Source organism: Sphingomonas sp. (genome assembly GCF_036387535.1).
GTDB lineage: Bacteria > Pseudomonadota > Alphaproteobacteria > Sphingomonadales > Sphingomonadaceae > Sphingomonas_R.
Window position 1 is genome coordinate 1 of sequence record NZ_DASVTO010000095.1, and the last position, 17,580, is coordinate 17,580.

Sequence of the window (17,580 nt, forward strand, 5' to 3'; positions counted from 1 at the left end):
CGGCCTGTCGGCGGACGAACGCGCCGCGCTGATCGCGGCGGGGGATGGATCGCCGGGCCGTGCGCTCCGTTTCGCGGGGCTGGATATCGCCACGATCGACACCACGCTCGACCGGCTGATGACCGAGGGTGACCCGACCAACGCCGTGCGCAACGGCTTTGCCCGCACCATGGCGACCAAGGCGGCGCAGGCACGCTATGAAGCGTTCCTGGACCGCGCGCCCAGCCGTTTCGCCGCCGCGGCGCGCGGGAGGCACGGGGCGGCGCTGAACGATGCGATCGCCGCCTGGGAACGGGTGCGGCGCCTGGCGGCGGGGGCGGTGCGGCTCTCGCTGGATCCGCAGGCCACCGTATTCGAAATCGCCGGCATCGCCGCCGGCCTTGCTCCGTCCGCAGGCTCGGTTAAGGACCGCGCATGACCGATCCCTATTACATCACCACCGCGATCAGCTATCCCAACGGCCGGCCGCATATCGGCCATGCCTATGAAGCGATCGCCGCCGATGCCATTGCGCGCTATCACCGGCTGGCCGGGCGCGACGTCTATTTTCAGACCGGTACCGACGAACATGGCCTGAAAATGGATCAGGCGGCGCGCGCCCGCGGGATCAGCGCGCGGGAACTGGCCGACGAGATGTCGGGTTATTTCCAGGAGATGGCCCGGACGTTCAACATCTCGCATGACCGGTTCATCCGCACCACCGAACCCGCCCATCACGCCGCCAGCCAGGCCCTGTGGCAGGCGATGGCCGATGCCGGCGACATCTATGCCGATCGCTACGAGGGCTGGTATTCGGTCCGCGACGAAGCCTTTTACGACGAAAAGGAACTGATCGACGGGCCGGACGGCGAGAAGCTATCGCCCGAAGGATCGCCGGTCGCCTGGACGGCGGAGGAAGGCTGGTTCTTCCGCCTGTCGGCCTTTCAGGATCGCCTGCTCGCTTATTATGACGCGCACCCGGCGTTCATCCTGCCCGAAAGCCGCCGGAACGAGGTGATCGCCTTCGTACGCGGCGGGCTGAACGACCTCTCGATTTCGCGGGCCAGTTTCGATTGGGGCGTGAAGGTTCCGGGAAGCCCCGATCATGTCATGTATGTCTGGGTCGATGCGCTGACCAACTATCTGACCGGGGTCGGCTATCCGCACGATCCGGAGCGGCTGGCGCGCTGGTGGCCGGCGGATCTGCACGTGATCGGCAAGGATATCGTACGGTTTCACGCCGTATATTGGCCGGCGTTCCTGATGTCGGCCGGGCTGCCGCTGCCGAAGACGGTGTTCGGGCATGGCCATGTCCTGGACCGCGGCGTAAAAATGTCGAAATCGCTCGGCAATGTCGTCGATCCACAGGATCTGGCGATGCGCTACGGCGTCGATCCGGTCCGCTATTTCCTGCTGCGCGAGGTGAGTTTCGGGCAGGATGGCAGCTATGCCGCCGATGCGATCGTGACCCGCGCCAACGCCGATCTCGCCAATGGGCTCGGCAATCTCGCGCAGCGCTGCCTGTCGATCATTGCCAAGAATGTCAACGGGATGGTCCCCAATCCACAGGCTGGATCGCAGGATCCGGACCTGGCCGGCGCCGGCATCAAGGCGGCCGTGGATCAGGCGATGGCGCAGCTGTCACCCAACCGCGCGCTGGAGGCGATCTGGGAAGCGGTGGGGGACGCCAACCGCTATTTCGCGGACAACGCGCCCTGGGCGCTGCGCAAGACCGATCCCGCCGCGGCCGACACGGTGCTCTACCATACGGCGGAGGCGGTACGCCGGCTTGCGATTCTGGTGCGCTGGGCGGTGCCGGGCAGCGCCGACCGCCTGCTCGATCAACTCGCGCAGGGGGCCGACGCCCGCGATTTCGCGGCGCTGGCCACACCGCTGGTTCCCGGGACGCCCTTGCCCGCGCCCGCCGGCATCTTCCCCCGGCTGGAGGGTGAAAAGGCGGGGTGACGCCGGCGCGCGCAACGCTTATCTGCGAGCGATGTTTGCCGACAGCCATTGCCATCTGAACTATTCCGGCCTGATCGAGGATCAGGCCGCGGTCCTCGATCGCGCGCGCGCGCGGGGCGTGAGCGCGATGCTCAACATCGCGACCCGCGAGCGCGAATGGGCGGCCATCATCGCGACCGCCGATACGCATGATGATGTCTGGGCCTCGGTCGGTATCCACCCGCACGAAGCGGATGCCCACCCCGATGTCGATACCGACCGGCTGGTCGCCGTCGCCGCGCATCCGCGCGTGATCGCGATCGGGGAAACCGGGCTGGATTATCATTACGACCATAGCGACCGCGATCGTCAGCGCCGCAGCTTCCGCGCGCACATTGCCGCCGCGCGCGAAACCGGGCTGCCGCTGATCGTCCACACGCGCGATGCGGAGGCCGACACCGCCGACATTCTGGCGGAGGAGATGGGGAAGGGGGCGTATCGCGGTGTCATCCACTGCTTCACGGCATCCGATGGTTTTGCCGCCAGGGCGCTGGAACTGGGTCTTTATATCTCGATCTCCGGCATCGTGACCTTCAAGAATGCGAAGGCGCTGCAGGCAACCGCCGCCGGCTTGCCTGCCGATCGCCTGCTGATCGAAACCGATGCCCCGTTCCTGGCGCCCGTGCCGCATCGTGGCCGGCTGGGCGAACCGGCGTTCGTGGCGGATACCGCCGGCTATCTGGCGGCACTGCGCGGCGTCACGATCGAACAGCTGGCGGAAGAAACCCGTACGAACTTCTTCACATTGTTTGCCAAGGCGGCGGCGTGAAGCTCACGATCCTGGGGTGCGGCACGTCGTCGGGCGTGCCCCGCATCGGTCGGGAATGGGGCGCCTGCGATCCGGATGAACCGCGCAACCGGCGCACGCGGCCCGCGATCGTGGTGGAAACCGCCACCACCCGGATCCTGGTCGATACCGGACCGGATATGCGCGAACAGTTGCTCGCCGCCGACATCGGCGTGGTCGATGCGGTGATCTGGACCCATGACCATGCCGATCATTGTCATGGCATCGACGACCTGCGCCAGCTTTTCCACGCACGCGGTTCGCCGGTGCCGGGCTTCGCGCGCGCCGAGACGCTCGCGGCGCTGCAACGGCGGTTCGGCTATGTGTTTCAGGGCAAGCAAGGCTATCCGGCCACCGTCGATGGCGGCGTCCTGAGCGATGATCAGCAGGTCGGCGACATTCGCGTCCGCGTGGTCGATCAACCACATGGATCGACCACCAGCGCCGGCCTGCGTTTCGATCATGACGGTACCGCGATCGGCTATGCCACCGATGTCCACGCGATGACCGACGCGATGGCCACACTGTATCGGGATCTTGACCTGTGGATCGTCGATGCGCTCCGCCGCGCGCCGCATGCCAGCCATGCGCATCTCGATCGGACGCTCGGCTGGATTGCCGACCTGCGGCCCGCCGAAGCGATCCTGACGCATATGGACCAGTCGATGGACTATCATCCGCTCTGCGCGGCGCTGCCGGTCGGCATCGTGCCGGGCCATGACGGCCTGATCCGGAGGTTTGGCCATGACGGTCGATGACGGCGCCAACATCCTCTATCTTCTGCTGGCGATCGTGCTGGTCGGCAGCGCGCTTGTGGTCCGGTGGCAGCCGACGGGACGGATCGTGCGCCATGGCCTGATCTGGGTCGTGATCTTCGCGACTGCGGCGCTGTTGTCCGGATTGCTCTTCAACCGATAACCTGATTTAACATAATATATATTATCAGACTGGGATGGAAGGCCAGCAGGGAGTCGTCACCCGTTTCGTATCCGTGATTCAGCGTCTGATGCGCTTTGCCTGCGCCACGGGATCCCGGATCACGTCCGGGATGACGCGTAACTGGGGCGCACCGGATGTGCCGTAAACCCGCGCACGCTAGTCACGCTGTCCGGGCGCCGCCTGTCCGAAGCAGGTGTCGGTGCGGACGCCACTGCGCTACAAGGTTGGCCGCCCTACCCGCACCGACGCGGCCCGGAGGACAGCGATGCAGACGATCGGCTTGATCGGCGGAATGAGTTGGGAGAGTTCCGCGCACTATTACAGGCTGTTGAACGAAGGCGTGCGCGATCGGTCAGGGCCGACGGCGTCGGCGCGCTGCCTGTTGTGGTCGTTCGACTTTTCCGACATCGAGGCGCTGCAACATCGCGGAGACTGGGACGCCCTGACGGCACATCTGGTCGACGCCGCCCGGTGGCTGGAGGCCGGCGGCGCGACGGTGCTGCTGATCTGCACCAACACCATGCACCGCATGGCCGGGGCGGTTCAGGCCGCCGTCGGCATCCCGTTGCTGCACATCGTCGATCCCACTGCCGAGAAGATCCGGCAAGCCGGCTTTCGCACCATTGGCCTGCTGGGTACCGCGTTCACGATGGAAGAGGGTTTCTACAAGGATCGGCTTTCCGAGCAGCACGGATTGCGCGTCCTCATACCCGGCGATCAGGATCGTGCCGCGGTTCACAGGATCATCTATGAGGAATTGGTGGCGGGAAAGATCACCGATGAAGCGCGTGCCACATATCGCGCGGTGATCGCGCGGCTCGTGGATGCCGGTGCCGAAGCCGTGATCCTGGGATGTACCGAGATCATGCTGCTGGTCCGTCCCGATGACAGCGCGGTGCCGCTGTTCGATACGACGACCCTTCACGCGCTGGCGGCGGTGGACGCTGCCCTCGCCACCCCCTGACAGCCTGGTTGGAACAGACATGCACGCCTTCGATCGCCTCATCGATATCATGGCCGTCCTCCGTGGCCCCGACGGCTGTGCCTGGGACCGGACGCAGGACTTTGCGTCGATCGTGCCCTATACCATCGAAGAGGCCCATGAGGTCGCGGATGCGATCGAACGCGATGACATGGCGGCGTTGCAGGATGAACTGGGCGATCTGCAATTGCAGGTGGTGTTCCATGCCGCGATCGCGGCGGACCGCGGGGCGTTCGCGATCGACGACGTGCTGGCATCGATCATCGCCAAGATGGAGCGGCGCCACCCGCATATCTTCGGGGATGCCGAGGCAGCGGACTGGGAGGCGATCAAGGCCAGCGAACGGGCCGGCGCCGCGGTGGCCGGCGCGCTCGGCGGCGTGGCGCGCGGTCTGCCCGCACTGCTGCGCGCGGGAAAACTGCAACGCCGCGCCGCGCGGGTCGGGTTCGACTGGCCCGATGCAGCGGGTCCGCGCGCGAAGATCGACGAGGAACTGGCCGAGGTGGAGGCGGCGTGCGATCCGGCCCACTGAACGGAGGAAGTCGGCGACCTGCTGTTCGCGGTCGTCAACTGGGCCCGGCATCTGGGGGTCGATGCCGAGGCGGCCCTGCGCGCGGCCAATGGAAAGTTCGAACGCCGTTTCGCCGCGATGGAGGCGCTCGACCCCGCCTTTCCGAACCGCAGCCTGGACGAGCAGGAAGCGTTATGGGTTCGCGTGAAGCAGGCCGAGGCGCAGGATCAGGGCTGACGCCGCGCCTGGAACCGGTCCCACTCCATCTCCGTCATTCGCACATCGACCTGCATCCGGTCGCCCTCCGGCATGCTGGTCACGACATCACCGTGCGCGTGCAGCCAGGCGAGGTCCGCGCCATCGCCGGCATCCAGATCGACATGCCGCAACCGCGCACCCTGGGTCAGGCGGAGCGACACCGCGTCGCGCAATTCCGCAATCCCCGTCCCCTGCAGCGCAGACACGATCGCGACATCGTCACGATGCGCCGCTTCGTTGGCGGCATGTTCGGCCAGATCGGGCGGCAGGATGTCGAGCTTGTTCCAGACCTCGAAGATCGGGGCCCCCTCCTCTCCCGTCACGCCGATCTCCCGCAGGACCGTCAGCACATCGGCGGCCTGCGCCGCACTGTCGGGGTGCGAGATATCACGGACATGCAGGATCAGGTCGGCCGCGGTGACCTCCTCCAGCGTCGCGCGGAACGCCGCCACCAACTGCGTCGGCAGGTCGGACACGAAACCCACCGTGTCGGACAGGATCGCCTTGTCGATGCCCGGCAGGCTGATCTGCCGCATGGTCGGGTCCAGCGTCGCGAACAGCAGATCCTCCGCCATGACGGCGGCCCCAGTCATGCGGTTGAACAGCGTCGACTTGCCGGCATTGGTGTAACCCACCAGCGCGATCGTCGGCCACGGCGCCTTCTGCCGCCGTGACCGGTGGAGCGTGCGGGTGCGCGCGACCTGTTCCAGCTCGCGCTTCAGCTTCGCCATCCGGTCGCGGATCAGGCGGCGGTCGGCCTCGATCTGGGTTTCACCCGGGCCACCCAGAAAGCCGAAACCGCCGCGCTGCCGTTCGAGATGGGTCCAGCTGCGCACCAGCCGGCCCGCCTGATAGTCCAGATGCGCCAGTTCGACCTGCAACCGTCCCTCGGCCGTGGCCGCGCGTTCGCCGAAGATTTCCAGGATCAGCCCGGTCCGGTCGATCACCTTGGCGCCAAACGCCTTTTCCAGATTGCGCTGCTGGATAGGCGACAGCGATGCGTCGACGATCACCAGTTCGGCTTCCGCCATCCGCGCCGCCGTCGCCAGATTTTCGACCTGGCCGGATCCGAACAGCGTTGCCGCCTTCATTTCGCGCAGGCGCACCGCGACGCGGTCCACCACCACGATGCCGATCGCCGCCGCCAGACCGGCGGCCTCGTCAAGCCGCGCCTCGGTAGTGCGCGCATTCTCGCCGCGTTCCGGCAGGGCGACGATGGCGCGCGCGCCCCGCGTCACCCCATCGTCATCGGCACGGTTGAAGCCGCTCAATCCTCATCCTCATCATGTTCGTCGCCGCCGCCCAGATAAATGGGGTTGGCCGGCTGCACCGTGGAAATCGCATGTTTATAAACCAGCTGCGACAGGCCGTCGCGGCGAAGCATCATGCAGAACAGGTCATAGGCCGCGATCTCGCCCTGCAACATCACGCCGTTCACCAGGAACATCGTCACCGGTTCGCGCTGCTTGCGGACGGCGGACAGGAAAATCTCCTGCAACAGCGTCGCCTTGCGTTCCTCGAACGATGCCTCGACCTCGCTCAGGTCGACCGGCTGCGCCGGCATCACGGTGGAGATCGCATGCTTGTAGATCAGCTGCGACTGGCCATCGCGGCGGAGCAGGACGGAAAAATTGTCGAACCAGGTGATGATCCCCTGGAGCTTCACACCCTTGACCAGGAACATGGTCACCGGGGTTTTGGTCTTTCTCAGTGTGTTGAGGAAGATATCTTGCAGGTTGTTGACCTTTTCGGCCATGGTGCCGGTCTCCGGTCTTGGCGGAACATGATGTCCGCGGCGCGCCCTTGCAGGACGTCGTGCATCGGGGCACCGTGCCCCGACTGGCGGTATGTAGGGTGCCGGATCGCGGAGGTAAACCTGCCGCCCCGCATCATTCGCCGTCTTCCTTTGCCTCCGCCAGCCCCAGCGTCTTCAACTTGCGATGAAGTGCTGATCGTTCCATCCCGATAAACGTCGCGGTGCGGGAAATGTTGCCGGAAAACCGCCGGATCTGAACGCGCAGATATTCGCGCTCGAACGTCTCGCGCGCTTCGCGCAGGGGCGTGCCCATGATCGATTTTGACGCGTTGCTGGGCGCGAACTTCTCCTGGTCGGACATCACCTCAGGCGGCAGCATGTCGACATCGACCCGCCCGATGCGGTCGCCCGGCGCCATGATGATCGTGCGTTCGACGATGTTGCGCAACTGGCGGACATTGCCGGGCCAGTCATAGGATTGCAGCGCGGCATAGGCCTCGTCCGATACGGTCGGCGTCGCGACCCGCCGTTCGGTGGCGTAGCGCGCGACGAAATGATCGACCAGCGCGGGAATATCCTCGCGCCGTTCGGTCAGCGACGGAATATGCACCGGCACCACGTTCAGGCGGTAATAGAGATCTTCGCGAAACCGCCCCGCCTCGATCTCGGTCGGCAGCGTGCGGGCGGTGGCGGACACCACCCGGACATCGACCTTGACCATGCGGCGGCCGCCGACCCGGCTGAAACTCTGATCGGTCAGCACGCGCAGGATCTTCGCCTGCGCGGTCAGTGGCATGTCGGCGATCTCGTCCAGGAACAGCGTGCCGCCATGCGCCTGTTCCAGCAGGCCGGGACGGACGGCGCCGGTCGCGTCCTCGATCCCGAACAATTCCTCCTCTACCCGCTCCGGCGTCATGCGCGCGGCCGACACGACCACGAACGGTGCGGAATCCCGCGTGCTCCACATGTGCAGCAGGCGGGCGGCAACCTCCTTGCCGACGCCGGCGCCACCGGTGATCAGCACGCGGCTGCCGGTGCTGGCGACGCGTTTCAGGGTTGCGCGCACACTGTTGATCCCGACCGATGTTCCGGTCAGCTCCTCCTCCTGCCCGATCTGCGCGCGCAGCGACGCGTTTTCGCGGCGCAGGCGGTCGGTTTCGGTCGCCCGCGCGACCAGCAGCAGCAGTTTCTCCGCCTCGAACGGCTTCTCGATGAAATCGGCGGCACCACGCCGCACGGCGGACACGGCGGTATCGATATTGCCATGGCCGGAAATCACCAACACCGGCAGCGACGGATCACGCCGCTTGATCTCGTCCAGCAGATCCAGCCCATCGAGCTTGGAATCCTTCAACCAGACGTCGAGCAGGACCAGCGACGGTCGCCGTTCGGCCAGCGCCGCCAGGCACGCATCGCTGTTGGCCGCTACCCGCGCCTGATATCCCTCATCCTCCAGCACACCCGCCACCAGTTCGCGGATGTCCTGCTCGTCATCGACTACCAATACGTCCAGCGCCATCGATCAATCGGCCTTCATTCGAGTAAGTTCGGGAACGCGCCGTTCGCGTTCGCCGTTATCGTCATCCTCCGTCACCCCGATGCCCGCCAGCGGCGCCAGGGTCGCAGCATCGAACGACAGCCGCACGATCGTGCCGCCGCCCGGCCGATCATCGAACGCGATCGTACCATGATGTTCCTCTACGATCTTCTTAACGATCGCGAGCCCCAATCCGGTTCCACGCGACCGTGTCGTCATATAGGGTTCGATGATCCTTTCGCGTTCCGGCGGCAGGCCGATGCCGTTGTCGGCCAGTTCGATCAGCACGCGTTTCGGCCCCGCGCCATCCTCGCGCTCGCCTTCCGCGCGCACGGTCAGCGCGACCGCGCCCTCGGGTGCATCCGGGCTGCGCGCCTCGATCGCCTCGACCGCGTTCTTGACGATGTTGGTCAGCGCCTGTCCCAGCTGCCGCCGGTCGCAGACCAGGTGCGGCCCTGGATCGGCGGCGATCAGCGTGAAGCCGACCGCGGGATGCGCCACTTCGTGCAGGAACAGCGCCTGCCGCGCGATCTCCGCAATCTCCTCCTCTCGGAATACCGGTTTCGGCATCCGCGCGAAGGAGCTGAACTCATCCACCATCCGCCGGAGATCGCCGACCTGACGGACGATCGTCTGCGTCAGCCGCTCGAACGTCGACGGATCCGACTGGATCTCGCGGCCATAGCGCCGTTGCAGCCGCTCGGCGGCCAGCTGGATCGGCGTCAGCGGATTTTTGATCTCATGCGCGATCCGGCGGGCGACATCGGCCCAGGCCGCGCGGCGCTGATCCAGCAGCTGCTGCGTGATGTCGTCGAAGGTCAGCACGTCGCCATCCTCCGTCCGCACACGCTTCACCGCCAGCGTGCGCAGGTCCCCGCCGCTGGCCAGTTGCACCACCGCCTGGCGATCGCCCGAGACGCGGAGCGACTCCAGTTCCGGCGCAACCTCCGCCAGTGGTCGCCCGATCGGGCTCAGCCCATCGGTCTTCAGCAAGGCCGCCGCCGTGGTGTTGACGATGCGGATGCAACCATCGGCATCCACCGAAACCACCCCGGCGGTGACGCCGGACAACACCGCTTCGATCAACGCGCGCCGACTTTCGGCCTGATCCGTGGCGGCCACCAGCGCGCCGGTCTGTTCCGACAGGCGCCGGGTCATGCGATTGAACGCCAGGGCAAGCGTGCCGACCTCATCCTGCCCGCGCGGCATCCGGACCCGCACCGAAAGATCGCCGCCGGCGACCCGCCGCGCCGCGCCGACCAGTTCGCCCACCGGCCGCACGAATCGGTCCGCCACCGCCAGCGCGACCCAGATCGATCCGCCGACGATCAGCAACGACACCAGCAGCAGCGCGGCGTTGAACTGCAACTGCAGCGACCGCGATCGATCGAGCAGCGCATTATATTCGGTCAGGGCCTCGCGACCGCGCGAAAACTGACGCAGCACGACCGGGTTCACGGAGCGTGACGCGTAGAGGTAGGTGCGGCTGGCGGGATCGAACAGAATCGTCGCCTCCACCCGGTCCCCCGCCGCAAAGGATGTCCGGGGATTGCCGTCGCGCAGGGCCGGCAGGGCCGCAGGCGGCAGGCGCTTTTCCAGCGGCCGTTCGTCCAGCGATCCGATCAGCAGCCGTGGTATGCCGTCGCCACCGATCTGGATCAGCGCCGCCTCGCCGAACTGCCGATAGGCGATCTGCTCCGCCACGAAATATTGCATGCGCTGGTCCTGCAACGACGCCTGGCTGACCGCGCTGCGGAAATCGGTGCGGGACGCGACCATGTCGTTCGCCAGCCGCCGGCTGTTTTCCTTGATATAGGCCTGCGCCACTTCGTTGCTGTTCTCCAGCACCGCCCGCGCCCGGTTCGAGAACCAGAATTGCACGCCATATTGGAACAGCAGCGACGCGAACACCACGACCAGCAGCGTCGGCACGCTGGCCACGACCGAGAACAACGCGACCAAACGGACGTGCAGCCGCCCGCCGCCGCCGATCGGCGATGCCGCCGCACGCCGCATCGCGACCCGGCGCGCCGTGAACACCATCAGCGAGATGATCGGTACCAGATTCGCCACCAGTAGCAGGGCCACCACCGGCGGCGTCAGCAGCGTGTCGTTCTTTCCGCTGTGCGATATCACCAGATAACTACCGGCTGCGACGCCGATCACGGTCAGCAGCACCAGCAGTTCCACGACGCGCAGCAACCGGCGCTGCCTGATCAGGATTGCAAGTCGGCGCCACCGCGGTGCGCGCCGGACAGGACGAGTCATCTCGGCGGTCATCGACTCGCAGTCATATCCTGTTGTTGCGGCGACGCCACACTTACCCGCGCCGGCCCTGGCCCTAAACCTCCGGCCGGCGCAGATCGGCGGCCTCGATCCCGAGCGAAACCAGCTTCTTGCGCAACGTGTTGCGGTTGATCCCGAGCATCCGCGCCGCCTGCAACTGGTTTCCGCGCGCGACGAGCAGGACATGGCGCAGCAACGGACCCTCGAACGCCGGCAACAGGCTGTCATACAGGCCTCCCGGCGGCATCACGCCACGATGGCGCAGGAACCAGCCGGCCATCCATTCATCGATGACGGTCGCGAGATCGCCCTCGCCGCCGCCCGCCACCGCCTCCAAGCTCGCCGCCGCGCCGCCCAGTTCGTGATCCAGCAGGTCGGTGGTGATGACATCGCCCCGCGCCAGCACGGCCGCGCGCCGCATGACATTTTCCAATTCGCGGACATTGCCGGGCCAATCATGCTGCATCAACCGTTCGCATGCGGCATCCGCCAGCCGCTTTCGCGGCAAACCGTCGGCAGCCGCGCGATCCAGAAAATGCCGGGCCAGATCAACGATATCCGATCCGCGTTGCCGAAGCGATGGCAAACGTACCGGCACCACGTTCAGGCGGTAGAACAAATCCTCGCGGAACCGCCCCTCCGCAATCAGCGCGCCCAGATCCTTGTGGGTCGCCGCGATCACCCGGACGTCGGCGTTGATCTGCCGCGTGCTGCCGATCGGGGTGAAGGCGCCGGACTGGAGAACGCGTAGCAGGCGGGTCTGCGCGTCGATCGGCATGTCGCCAATCTCGTCGAGGAACAGCGTGCCGCCCTGCGCCTGTTCGAACCGCCCGACATTGCGCTGTGCCGCACCGGTGAACGCGCCGCGTTCATGGCCGAACAACTCGCTTTCGATCAGGTCGCGCGGAATCGCGGCCATGTTGATCGCGACGAACGGCCGTGCCGCGCGCGGGCCGAGATCATGGATCGCCTGCGCCACCAGTTCCTTGCCGGTGCCGCTTTCGCCCAGCACCAACACGGTCAGGTCGTTCGCAACCACGCGGGCGATCGTGCGGTAGACATCCTGCATCGCGGGCGACCGCCCGATCAGCGGCAGTCCGTCCGATGCGACGCCGTCGTCCGGCACCTCCGCCGCGCGACCGATCAGCGCCAGCGCCGCTTCCACCGAACGCCCCAGTTCCCCGAGATCGAAGGGTTTGGGCAGATAGTCGAACGCGCCCTGTTCGGTCGCCCGCACCGCGGTCGCCAGCGTATTCTGCGCGGACAGCACGATCACCGGCATGCCGGGTCGCAGCGCGATCATGGCGGGCAACTGATCCAGCCCGTTGCCATCGGGCAGCATGACATCCGTCACCAGCACGTCGGGCGCGAACGTAGCGATGCCGGCACGTGCCGCCGCCAGCGTTTCCGCCAGTTCCACGACATGCCCAGCGCGCCGCAGCGATTCGCGCATGACGGTGCGGATCGCGGCATCATCGTCCACCACCAGGATGCGACCGGTCATGCGGTACGATCCCCGCCGCGCGGCAGCAACAGGCGGACGACGGTGCGCGGCGGGCGGCCTTCGCGCGCGAATTCCACCACGCCGCCATGGTCCGCGACCAGCTTGTCGACCAGCGCGAGGCCGAGGCCGCCACCGCTGCGTTTCGACGTCACGAACGGTTCGAACAGAAGGTCGACGATATCGTCCGGCGGGCCGGGTCCGTCATCGATCACGCACACCTCGATCGGCAGCGCAAGCGGCGCGTCGGCGGTGCGGCGCTTGGTCAATCCCGATCGGTAGGCGGTTCGCAGCACGATCTGCCCGGCTTGCCCCGCCATCGCCTCGACCGCATTCTTGATCAGGTTCACGAACACCTGAACCAGCGCATCGCGGTTGCCGAGAACGGGTGGCAGCGACGGATCGTAAAGCTCCCGAATCGAAACATTGCGACCAAATCCCTGCACTGCCACTTCGCGGGCATGCGCCAGGATTGCGTGGATGTTCTGCGGCGATCGCGCGATCGGACGCGGGTCGGTAAAGCCCTCCATCCGATCGATCAGCCGCGCGATCCGGTCGACCTCGTCGCGGATCAAGCCCGTCAGCGGTGCGGTCTCGTCATCGTCGCGGTCGAGCAGCTGCGCCGCCCCGCGGATGGCGGACAGCGGATTTTTGATCTCGTGCGCCAGCATCGCGGCGGCGGCGGTTGCGGTCCGCTGCCCGCCATCCCGGCGATTGCCCATCGGACCGAGCCCGCGGATATGGATGGCCATCACCCGCCATCCCGCCTGTCCCGCCTGTCCCACCAGCGGTGCGGCCACGACATCGCCCACCATGCTGCGGCCATCCGGCAGCACCAATGTCTGATTATAGGCGGCATAGGGCGCCACGACCGCCGCGCCGGTCGGTCCGGGACCGATGAGGTCGTCGATGCACCGACCGATCATCATCGCGCGCGACAGGTTGAACAGGGCCTCGCTTGCCGGATTGGCCTCGCGCACGCGGTCCCCCTCGTCGACCGCGACGCAGGGCGTCGGTCCGGCCACGAACAGTGCCGCCGCAATTTCGATCGGGATCAAGGCGTCAGGCCGCCGCGCGGCAGAGCCACGGCGTGTAGAAGCGTTCGAGCATGTCCAGCACCACGTCCGGATCCGCGATCTGGTTCGCGCGGTTGCGGAACTCGGCCGATCCTTCCAGTCCTTTGGTATACCAGCCGATATGCTTGCGGGCCATGTTGACCCCGATATCCCGCCCATAATGATCGAGCATCGCATGATAATGCCCGACGATCATGGCATATTGATCCGCGATCGCAGGATCGGGGCGGCGTTCGCCGGTGGCGAGATAATGCATCACCTGTCCCAACAGCCAGGGCCTGCCATAGGCGCCGCGCCCGATCATCACGCCGTCCGCGCCCGACTCCGCCAGCGCGGTCACCGCATCGTCGATGCTGTTGATGTCGCCATTGGCGATCACCGGGATCGAAACCGCATCCTTGACCCGCCGGATGAACTTCCAGTCGGCGGTGCCCTTGTACATCTGGTTGCGGGTCCGGCCATGGACGGTCACCATCTTCACGCCCAGATCCTCCGCGATGCGCGCGAGTTCCGGCGCATTCAGGCTGTCATGGCACCAGCCCATCCGCATCTTCAGCGTCACGGGGACGCGCACCGCCTTCACCGTCGCGTCGATGATCGCCGCGGCGTTGACCAGATCGCGCATCAGCGCGGACCCGGCATCGCCATTGACGATCTTGCGGACCGGACAGCCCATGTTGATGTCGATGATCGCTGCGCCGCGATCCTCGTTGAGCTTGGCCGCCTCCGCCATTTCGCGCGCGGTACAGCCCGCCAGCTGCATCGATACCGGTTCCTCGATCGGATCCCACGCCGCTTTCTGCAACGACTGCCGCGTCTCGCGGATCATGGCCTGGCTGGCGATCATCTCGGTCACGTTCAGGCCCGATCCGTAGCGCCGCACGATCCGGCGGAACGGCAGATCGGTGACGCCGGTCATCGGCGCCAGGATCACGGGATTGTCGATCCGCACGGGACCGATGGCGATCGGGGACAGCATGTGGGGCATGACAGCCAATATGCCCGAAAATGAGGCAGAGTGCCAGCCGGATAAGCGGCTGGCGGCGGACGTCCGGCTCGGCTAGGCACGCGGCCATGCAGACCAAGCGCACCGTGGCCCTGATCGTTGCCGCCGGATCCGGCACCCGCATGGGCAGCCTGGTTCCCAAGCAATATGCGTCGCTGGGGTCGCGCACTGTGCTGGCACAGGCGGTCGACGCATTTCTGGATCATCCCGCCATTGATGCGGTGCAGGTGGTGATCGGCAGCGGCCAGGAGGGCGCGTACCGCGCCGCGATCGGCACGCGCCCCCTGCCCGCCCCGGTGATCGGCGGGGCGACCCGGCAGGCGTCCGTCGCGGCGGGGCTGGCGGCGGTGGATGGGGACCGCGTGCTGATCCATGATGCGGCGCGCCCGTTCGTGCCGGCGGCGGTGATCGACCGGCTGCTGGCGGCGCTGGACGGCGCGGATGGCGCGGTTCCGGTCCTGCCCGTCGCCGACACGCTGGCACAGGACGGCACGGTCCTGGGCGCGGTCGTCCCGCGCGCCGGGCTGGTGCGGGTGCAGACGCCGCAAGCCTTTGATATGGCCGCCATCCGCGCCGCGCATGTCCGCTGGGACGCAGCGATGGAGGCGACCGATGATGCGCAGATGCTGCGCGCGGCCGGCGGCGACGTCGTTCCGGTTCCGGGTGATCCCGCGCTCGACAAGCTGACCCACCCGCATGATCTGGCGCAGGCGCAGGCCCGGGCGCAGGCCGCAACGATGGTCGTGCGGGTCGGATCGGGGTTCGACGTCCATGCCTTCGAACCGGGCGATCATGTCATCTTGGGCGGGATCGCGGTTCCGCACGGCGCCAAGCTGAAGGGCCATAGCGATGCCGACGTCGTGCTGCACACGATCACCGATGCGCTGCTCGGCGCGATCGGCGCGGGTGACATCGGCGATCATTTCCCGCCCAGCGACCCGCAATGGCGCGGCGCGGCGTCGGATCGGTTCCTGATCCATGCGCGCGACCTGCTGACCGCGCGGGGCGGCATGCTCGATCATGTCGATGTCACCATCATCTGCGAAGCGCCGAAGGTCGGGCCGCACCGTGCCGCGATCCGCACCAACATCGCGCGGCTGCTGCAACTGGCGGAGACGCGGGTGAGCGTGAAGGCGACCACGACCGAACGGCTGGGCTTCACGGGTCGCGGCGAAGGAATTGCGGCACAGGCCGTGGCGACCATACGCCTGCCGGAGAGCGACTAGATGCGGCCCCGCTTTGCCTTCCTGATGGCGGCGCTGCTGGCGACCAGCCCGGGGCTTGCGCAATCCAACGATTGCCTGAGCGAGGCGGAGGCGCGCTCCGTCGTCGCCTATGCACTGCCGGCGGCGATCGAGGCGACGGCCGCGCGGTGTCGTCCGCTGCTGCCTGCCGCCGCCTGGCTGAGCCGCAACGGGGCGGGCATGGCGCAACGCTATCGCCGCGACGGCGGGGGCAGTGCCGAAGCGGCGCTGCCGGTGCTGGAACGATTGTCGGGGCAGACCATGCCCGACTTTCTCGATCCCACCACGCTGTCGACCATGGTCGAAGGACTCATCACCGACCGGGTGCGCGATGCGGTCGCGACCCGCGACTGCCCGACCATCAGCCGGATTGCGGAGCAGATCAGCCCATTGCCGCTCGGCAATGTCGCATCGCTGCTGGTCGCGCTGGTCCAGCTGGACCGTCGTGCAACCTCCCGCACCGGTATACGTATCTGTTCTGCCCCGGAGGCTGGAGCCCGCTGACATGACCGACACTCTGCTGCCCGTCCAACTGGTCGACGCCGCCCGACGCGTGGTGGACGCCAACATCGCCGCCGGCCGCCGGATCACAGTCGCCGAAAGCTGCACCGGCGGGCTGGTTTCGGCGGCGCTGACCGAGATTCCGGGCTCGTCCGCGGTGTTCGAGGCCGGGTTCGTGACCTATGGCGATTTGGCCAAGGTCGATCTGCTGGGCGTCAGCAACGATGTGGTCGAGACGTTCGGCGCGGTGTCGATCGCGGTCGGCTGGGCCATGGCGCGCGGCGCGCTGGCCAAAAGCCGCGCCGACGTGGCGGTGGCGATCACCGGAATCGCAGGTCCCGAAGGCGGCAGCGTCAAGAAGCCCGTCGGCACGGTGGTCTTCGCGCGCGCCGACAAGGACAGCGACCCGGACGAGGTGACCGCGGACATGCGCCAGTTCGGCGATCTCGGCCGCGCCGGCGTCCGGCTTCAGGCGGCGTTGTGCGCGCTCGACCTGCTGATGCCGGGCACGACGCTCGATCCATAAAGCACGGCCGCGCGTTCCTCGAACGCCCCGATCATCTTGCGCAACGCGCGCTCGAACACCTGGCCGGCGATCGCTTCGAAAATGCGTGATCGGAACGCGAAATCGACGCAGAAATCGATCAATGTTCCACCCTGCCCGTCCGGGCGGAACGTCCAGTCATTGACCAGATGTTCCAGCGGCCCGTCGACATATTCGACCGTGATCCGTTCGGGCCGCACCTTCACCACTTTGGACGTGAAGGATTCGCGCAGCGCCTTGAACCCGACCACAAGGTCCGCGACCATCTCGGTTTCGCTGTTCGATCGCACCCGCACGGCCGCCACCCACGGCAGGAATTCGCGGTAACGGGCGACGTCCGCGACCAGATCGAACATCTGTTCCGGCGTATAGGGCAGCTGGCGGGTTTCGCTGTGACGCGGCATCAGCGCTTCGCCAGTTGCGCCTCACGCGCGGATCGCAGCTTCGCGAAATCATCGCCGGCATGATAGCTTGACCGCGTCAGCGGACTGGCCGCCACCAGCAGGAACCCCTTGGCCCGCGCGATCGAGGCATAGGCGTTGAAGGTCGCGGGCGTCACGAAATCCATCACCTTGGCATGTTTGGGTGTCGGCTGCAGATACTGCCCCATCGTCAGGAAATCGATGCCGGCCGATCGCATGTCGTCCATCACCTGATGCACCTCCAGCC

General features: G+C 66.8%; 16 protein-coding genes and 3 pseudogenes. 10 read left to right on the top strand and 9 right to left on the bottom strand.

The window, feature by feature from the left end; translation table 11 throughout:
* From VF649_RS08695 to mazG, 7 genes and pseudogenes are all read left to right on the top strand, one after another.
* Positions 1-418: pseudogene (locus VF649_RS08695) on the top strand (DNA polymerase III subunit delta'); the annotation flags it as partial.
* Complete coding sequence (gene metG, locus VF649_RS08700) at positions 415-1,944, top strand: methionine--tRNA ligase (protein ID WP_331011567.1); 1,530 nt, start codon at positions 415-417, stop codon at positions 1,942-1,944. The pseudogene VF649_RS08695 and the gene metG, both read left to right, overlap by 4 nt.
* Positions 1,945-1,975: 31 nt before the next feature.
* Entirely contained in the window at positions 1,976-2,752 is a 777-nt protein-coding gene (locus tag VF649_RS08705; RefSeq protein ID WP_331011568.1) for a TatD family hydrolase, read from the top strand.
* Positions 2,749-3,528: an MBL fold metallo-hydrolase gene (locus tag VF649_RS08710; RefSeq protein ID WP_331011569.1), complete on the top strand. Its 780-nt coding sequence runs from the start codon at positions 2,749-2,751 to the stop codon at positions 3,526-3,528. Before VF649_RS08705 ends, VF649_RS08710 begins: the two co-directional genes overlap by 4 nt.
* Complete coding sequence (locus tag VF649_RS08715; protein WP_331011570.1) at positions 3,515-3,688, top strand: hypothetical protein; 174 nt, start codon at positions 3,515-3,517, stop codon at positions 3,686-3,688. The genes VF649_RS08710 and VF649_RS08715 overlap by 14 nt, the downstream gene beginning before the upstream one ends.
* 286 nt (positions 3,689-3,974) lie before the next feature.
* Complete coding sequence (locus VF649_RS08720) at positions 3,975-4,673, top strand: aspartate/glutamate racemase family protein (RefSeq protein ID WP_331011571.1); 699 nt, start codon at positions 3,975-3,977, stop codon at positions 4,671-4,673.
* A 19-nt stretch (positions 4,674-4,692) separates the two neighbouring features.
* Positions 4,693-5,439: pseudogene (gene mazG, locus VF649_RS08725) on the top strand (nucleoside triphosphate pyrophosphohydrolase).
* On the opposite strand, the gene hflX reads toward mazG, so the two are convergent.
* The 7 genes from hflX to dusB all read right to left on the bottom strand — a co-directional run bounded on the left by hflX (position 5,430) and on the right by dusB (position 14,604).
* Positions 5,430-6,731 (bottom strand): GTPase HflX, encoded by a 1,302-nt coding sequence (gene hflX, locus VF649_RS08730; protein ID WP_331011572.1) that lies wholly within the window; start codon positions 6,729-6,731, stop codon positions 5,430-5,432. The pseudogene mazG and the gene hflX sit on opposite strands and share 10 nt — an antisense overlap.
* Positions 6,728-7,309, bottom strand: a complete 582-nt coding sequence (gene hfq, locus VF649_RS08735; RefSeq protein ID WP_331011582.1) for an RNA chaperone Hfq — start codon at positions 7,307-7,309, stop codon at positions 6,728-6,730. The genes hflX and hfq overlap by 4 nt, the downstream gene beginning before the upstream one ends.
* A 40-nt stretch (positions 7,310-7,349) precedes the next feature.
* Positions 7,350-8,735 (bottom strand): sigma-54 dependent transcriptional regulator, encoded by a 1,386-nt coding sequence (locus VF649_RS08740; protein WP_331011573.1) that lies wholly within the window; start codon positions 8,733-8,735, stop codon positions 7,350-7,352.
* 3 nt (positions 8,736-8,738) lie between these two features.
* On the bottom strand, positions 8,739-11,021 hold the full coding sequence (locus VF649_RS08745) for a sensor histidine kinase (RefSeq protein WP_414713654.1): 2,283 nt from the start codon (positions 11,019-11,021) through the stop codon (positions 8,739-8,741).
* Between the two features lie 73 nt (positions 11,022-11,094).
* Positions 11,095-12,543, bottom strand: coding sequence for a nitrogen regulation protein NR(I) (ntrC, locus tag VF649_RS08750; RefSeq protein WP_331011575.1), 1,449 nt, complete (start codon positions 12,541-12,543; stop codon positions 11,095-11,097).
* Complete coding sequence (locus tag VF649_RS08755) at positions 12,540-13,598, bottom strand: two-component system sensor histidine kinase NtrB (RefSeq protein WP_331011576.1); 1,059 nt, start codon at positions 13,596-13,598, stop codon at positions 12,540-12,542. The genes ntrC and VF649_RS08755 overlap by 4 nt, the downstream gene beginning before the upstream one ends.
* Positions 13,599-13,602: 4 nt before the next feature.
* Positions 13,603-14,604, bottom strand: coding sequence for a tRNA dihydrouridine synthase DusB (gene dusB / locus VF649_RS08760; protein WP_331011577.1), 1,002 nt, complete (start codon positions 14,602-14,604; stop codon positions 13,603-13,605).
* A gap of 86 nt (positions 14,605-14,690) precedes the next feature.
* On the opposite strand from dusB, the gene VF649_RS08765 reads away from it, so the two are divergent.
* From VF649_RS08765 to VF649_RS08775, 3 genes are read left to right on the top strand one after another with little or no spacing between them, the layout of a single operon-like run.
* Positions 14,691-15,848, top strand: a complete 1,158-nt coding sequence (locus tag VF649_RS08765) for a bifunctional 2-C-methyl-D-erythritol 4-phosphate cytidylyltransferase/2-C-methyl-D-erythritol 2,4-cyclodiphosphate synthase (RefSeq protein ID WP_331011578.1) — start codon at positions 14,691-14,693, stop codon at positions 15,846-15,848.
* Positions 15,849-16,370 (top strand): hypothetical protein, encoded by a 522-nt coding sequence (locus VF649_RS08770; RefSeq protein WP_331011579.1) that lies wholly within the window; start codon positions 15,849-15,851, stop codon positions 16,368-16,370. It begins immediately after the preceding gene.
* Between the two features lies 1 nt (position 16,371).
* Positions 16,372-16,893: a CinA family protein gene (locus tag VF649_RS08775; RefSeq protein WP_331011580.1), complete on the top strand. Its 522-nt coding sequence runs from the start codon at positions 16,372-16,374 to the stop codon at positions 16,891-16,893.
* Here VF649_RS08775 and VF649_RS08780 read toward each other — a convergent pair.
* Complete coding sequence (locus VF649_RS08780) at positions 16,836-17,315, bottom strand: type II toxin-antitoxin system RatA family toxin (protein WP_331011581.1); 480 nt, start codon at positions 17,313-17,315, stop codon at positions 16,836-16,838. The two genes, VF649_RS08775 and VF649_RS08780, sit on opposite strands and share 58 nt — an antisense overlap.
* Positions 17,315-17,580: pseudogene (locus tag VF649_RS08785) on the bottom strand (lipoyl synthase); the annotation flags it as partial. The gene VF649_RS08780 and the pseudogene VF649_RS08785, both read right to left, overlap by 1 nt.

What these genes read in the sequence shown, in the direction of transcription:
- metG (WP_331011567.1), top strand. Translation starts at nt 415, where the DNA reads ATGACCGATCCCTATTACATCACCACCGCGATCAGCTATCCCAACGGC.
- VF649_RS08705 (WP_331011568.1), top strand. Translation starts at nt 1,976, where the DNA reads ATGTTTGCCGACAGCCATTGCCATCTGAACTATTCCGGCCTGATCGAG.
- VF649_RS08715 (WP_331011570.1), top strand. Translation starts at nt 3,515, where the DNA reads ATGACGGTCGATGACGGCGCCAACATCCTCTATCTTCTGCTGGCGATC.
- VF649_RS08720 (WP_331011571.1), top strand. Translation starts at nt 3,975, where the DNA reads ATGCAGACGATCGGCTTGATCGGCGGAATGAGTTGGGAGAGTTCCGCG.
- VF649_RS08740 (WP_331011573.1), bottom strand. Translation starts at nt 8,735, where the DNA reads ATGGCGCTGGACGTATTGGTAGTCGATGACGAGCAGGACATCCGCGAA.
- VF649_RS08745 (WP_414713654.1), bottom strand. Translation starts at nt 11,021, where the DNA reads ATGACTCGTCCTGTCCGGCGCGCACCGCGGTGGCGCCGACTTGCAATC.
- ntrC (WP_331011575.1), bottom strand. Translation starts at nt 12,543, where the DNA reads ATGACCGGTCGCATCCTGGTGGTGGACGATGATGCCGCGATCCGCACC.
- dusB (WP_331011577.1), bottom strand. Translation starts at nt 14,604, where the DNA reads ATGCCCCACATGCTGTCCCCGATCGCCATCGGTCCCGTGCGGATCGAC.
- VF649_RS08765 (WP_331011578.1), top strand. Translation starts at nt 14,691, where the DNA reads ATGCAGACCAAGCGCACCGTGGCCCTGATCGTTGCCGCCGGATCCGGC.
- VF649_RS08770 (WP_331011579.1), top strand. Translation starts at nt 15,849, where the DNA reads ATGCGGCCCCGCTTTGCCTTCCTGATGGCGGCGCTGCTGGCGACCAGC.
- VF649_RS08775 (WP_331011580.1), top strand. Translation starts at nt 16,372, where the DNA reads ATGACCGACACTCTGCTGCCCGTCCAACTGGTCGACGCCGCCCGACGC.
- VF649_RS08780 (WP_331011581.1), bottom strand. Translation starts at nt 17,315, where the DNA reads ATGCCGCGTCACAGCGAAACCCGCCAGCTGCCCTATACGCCGGAACAG.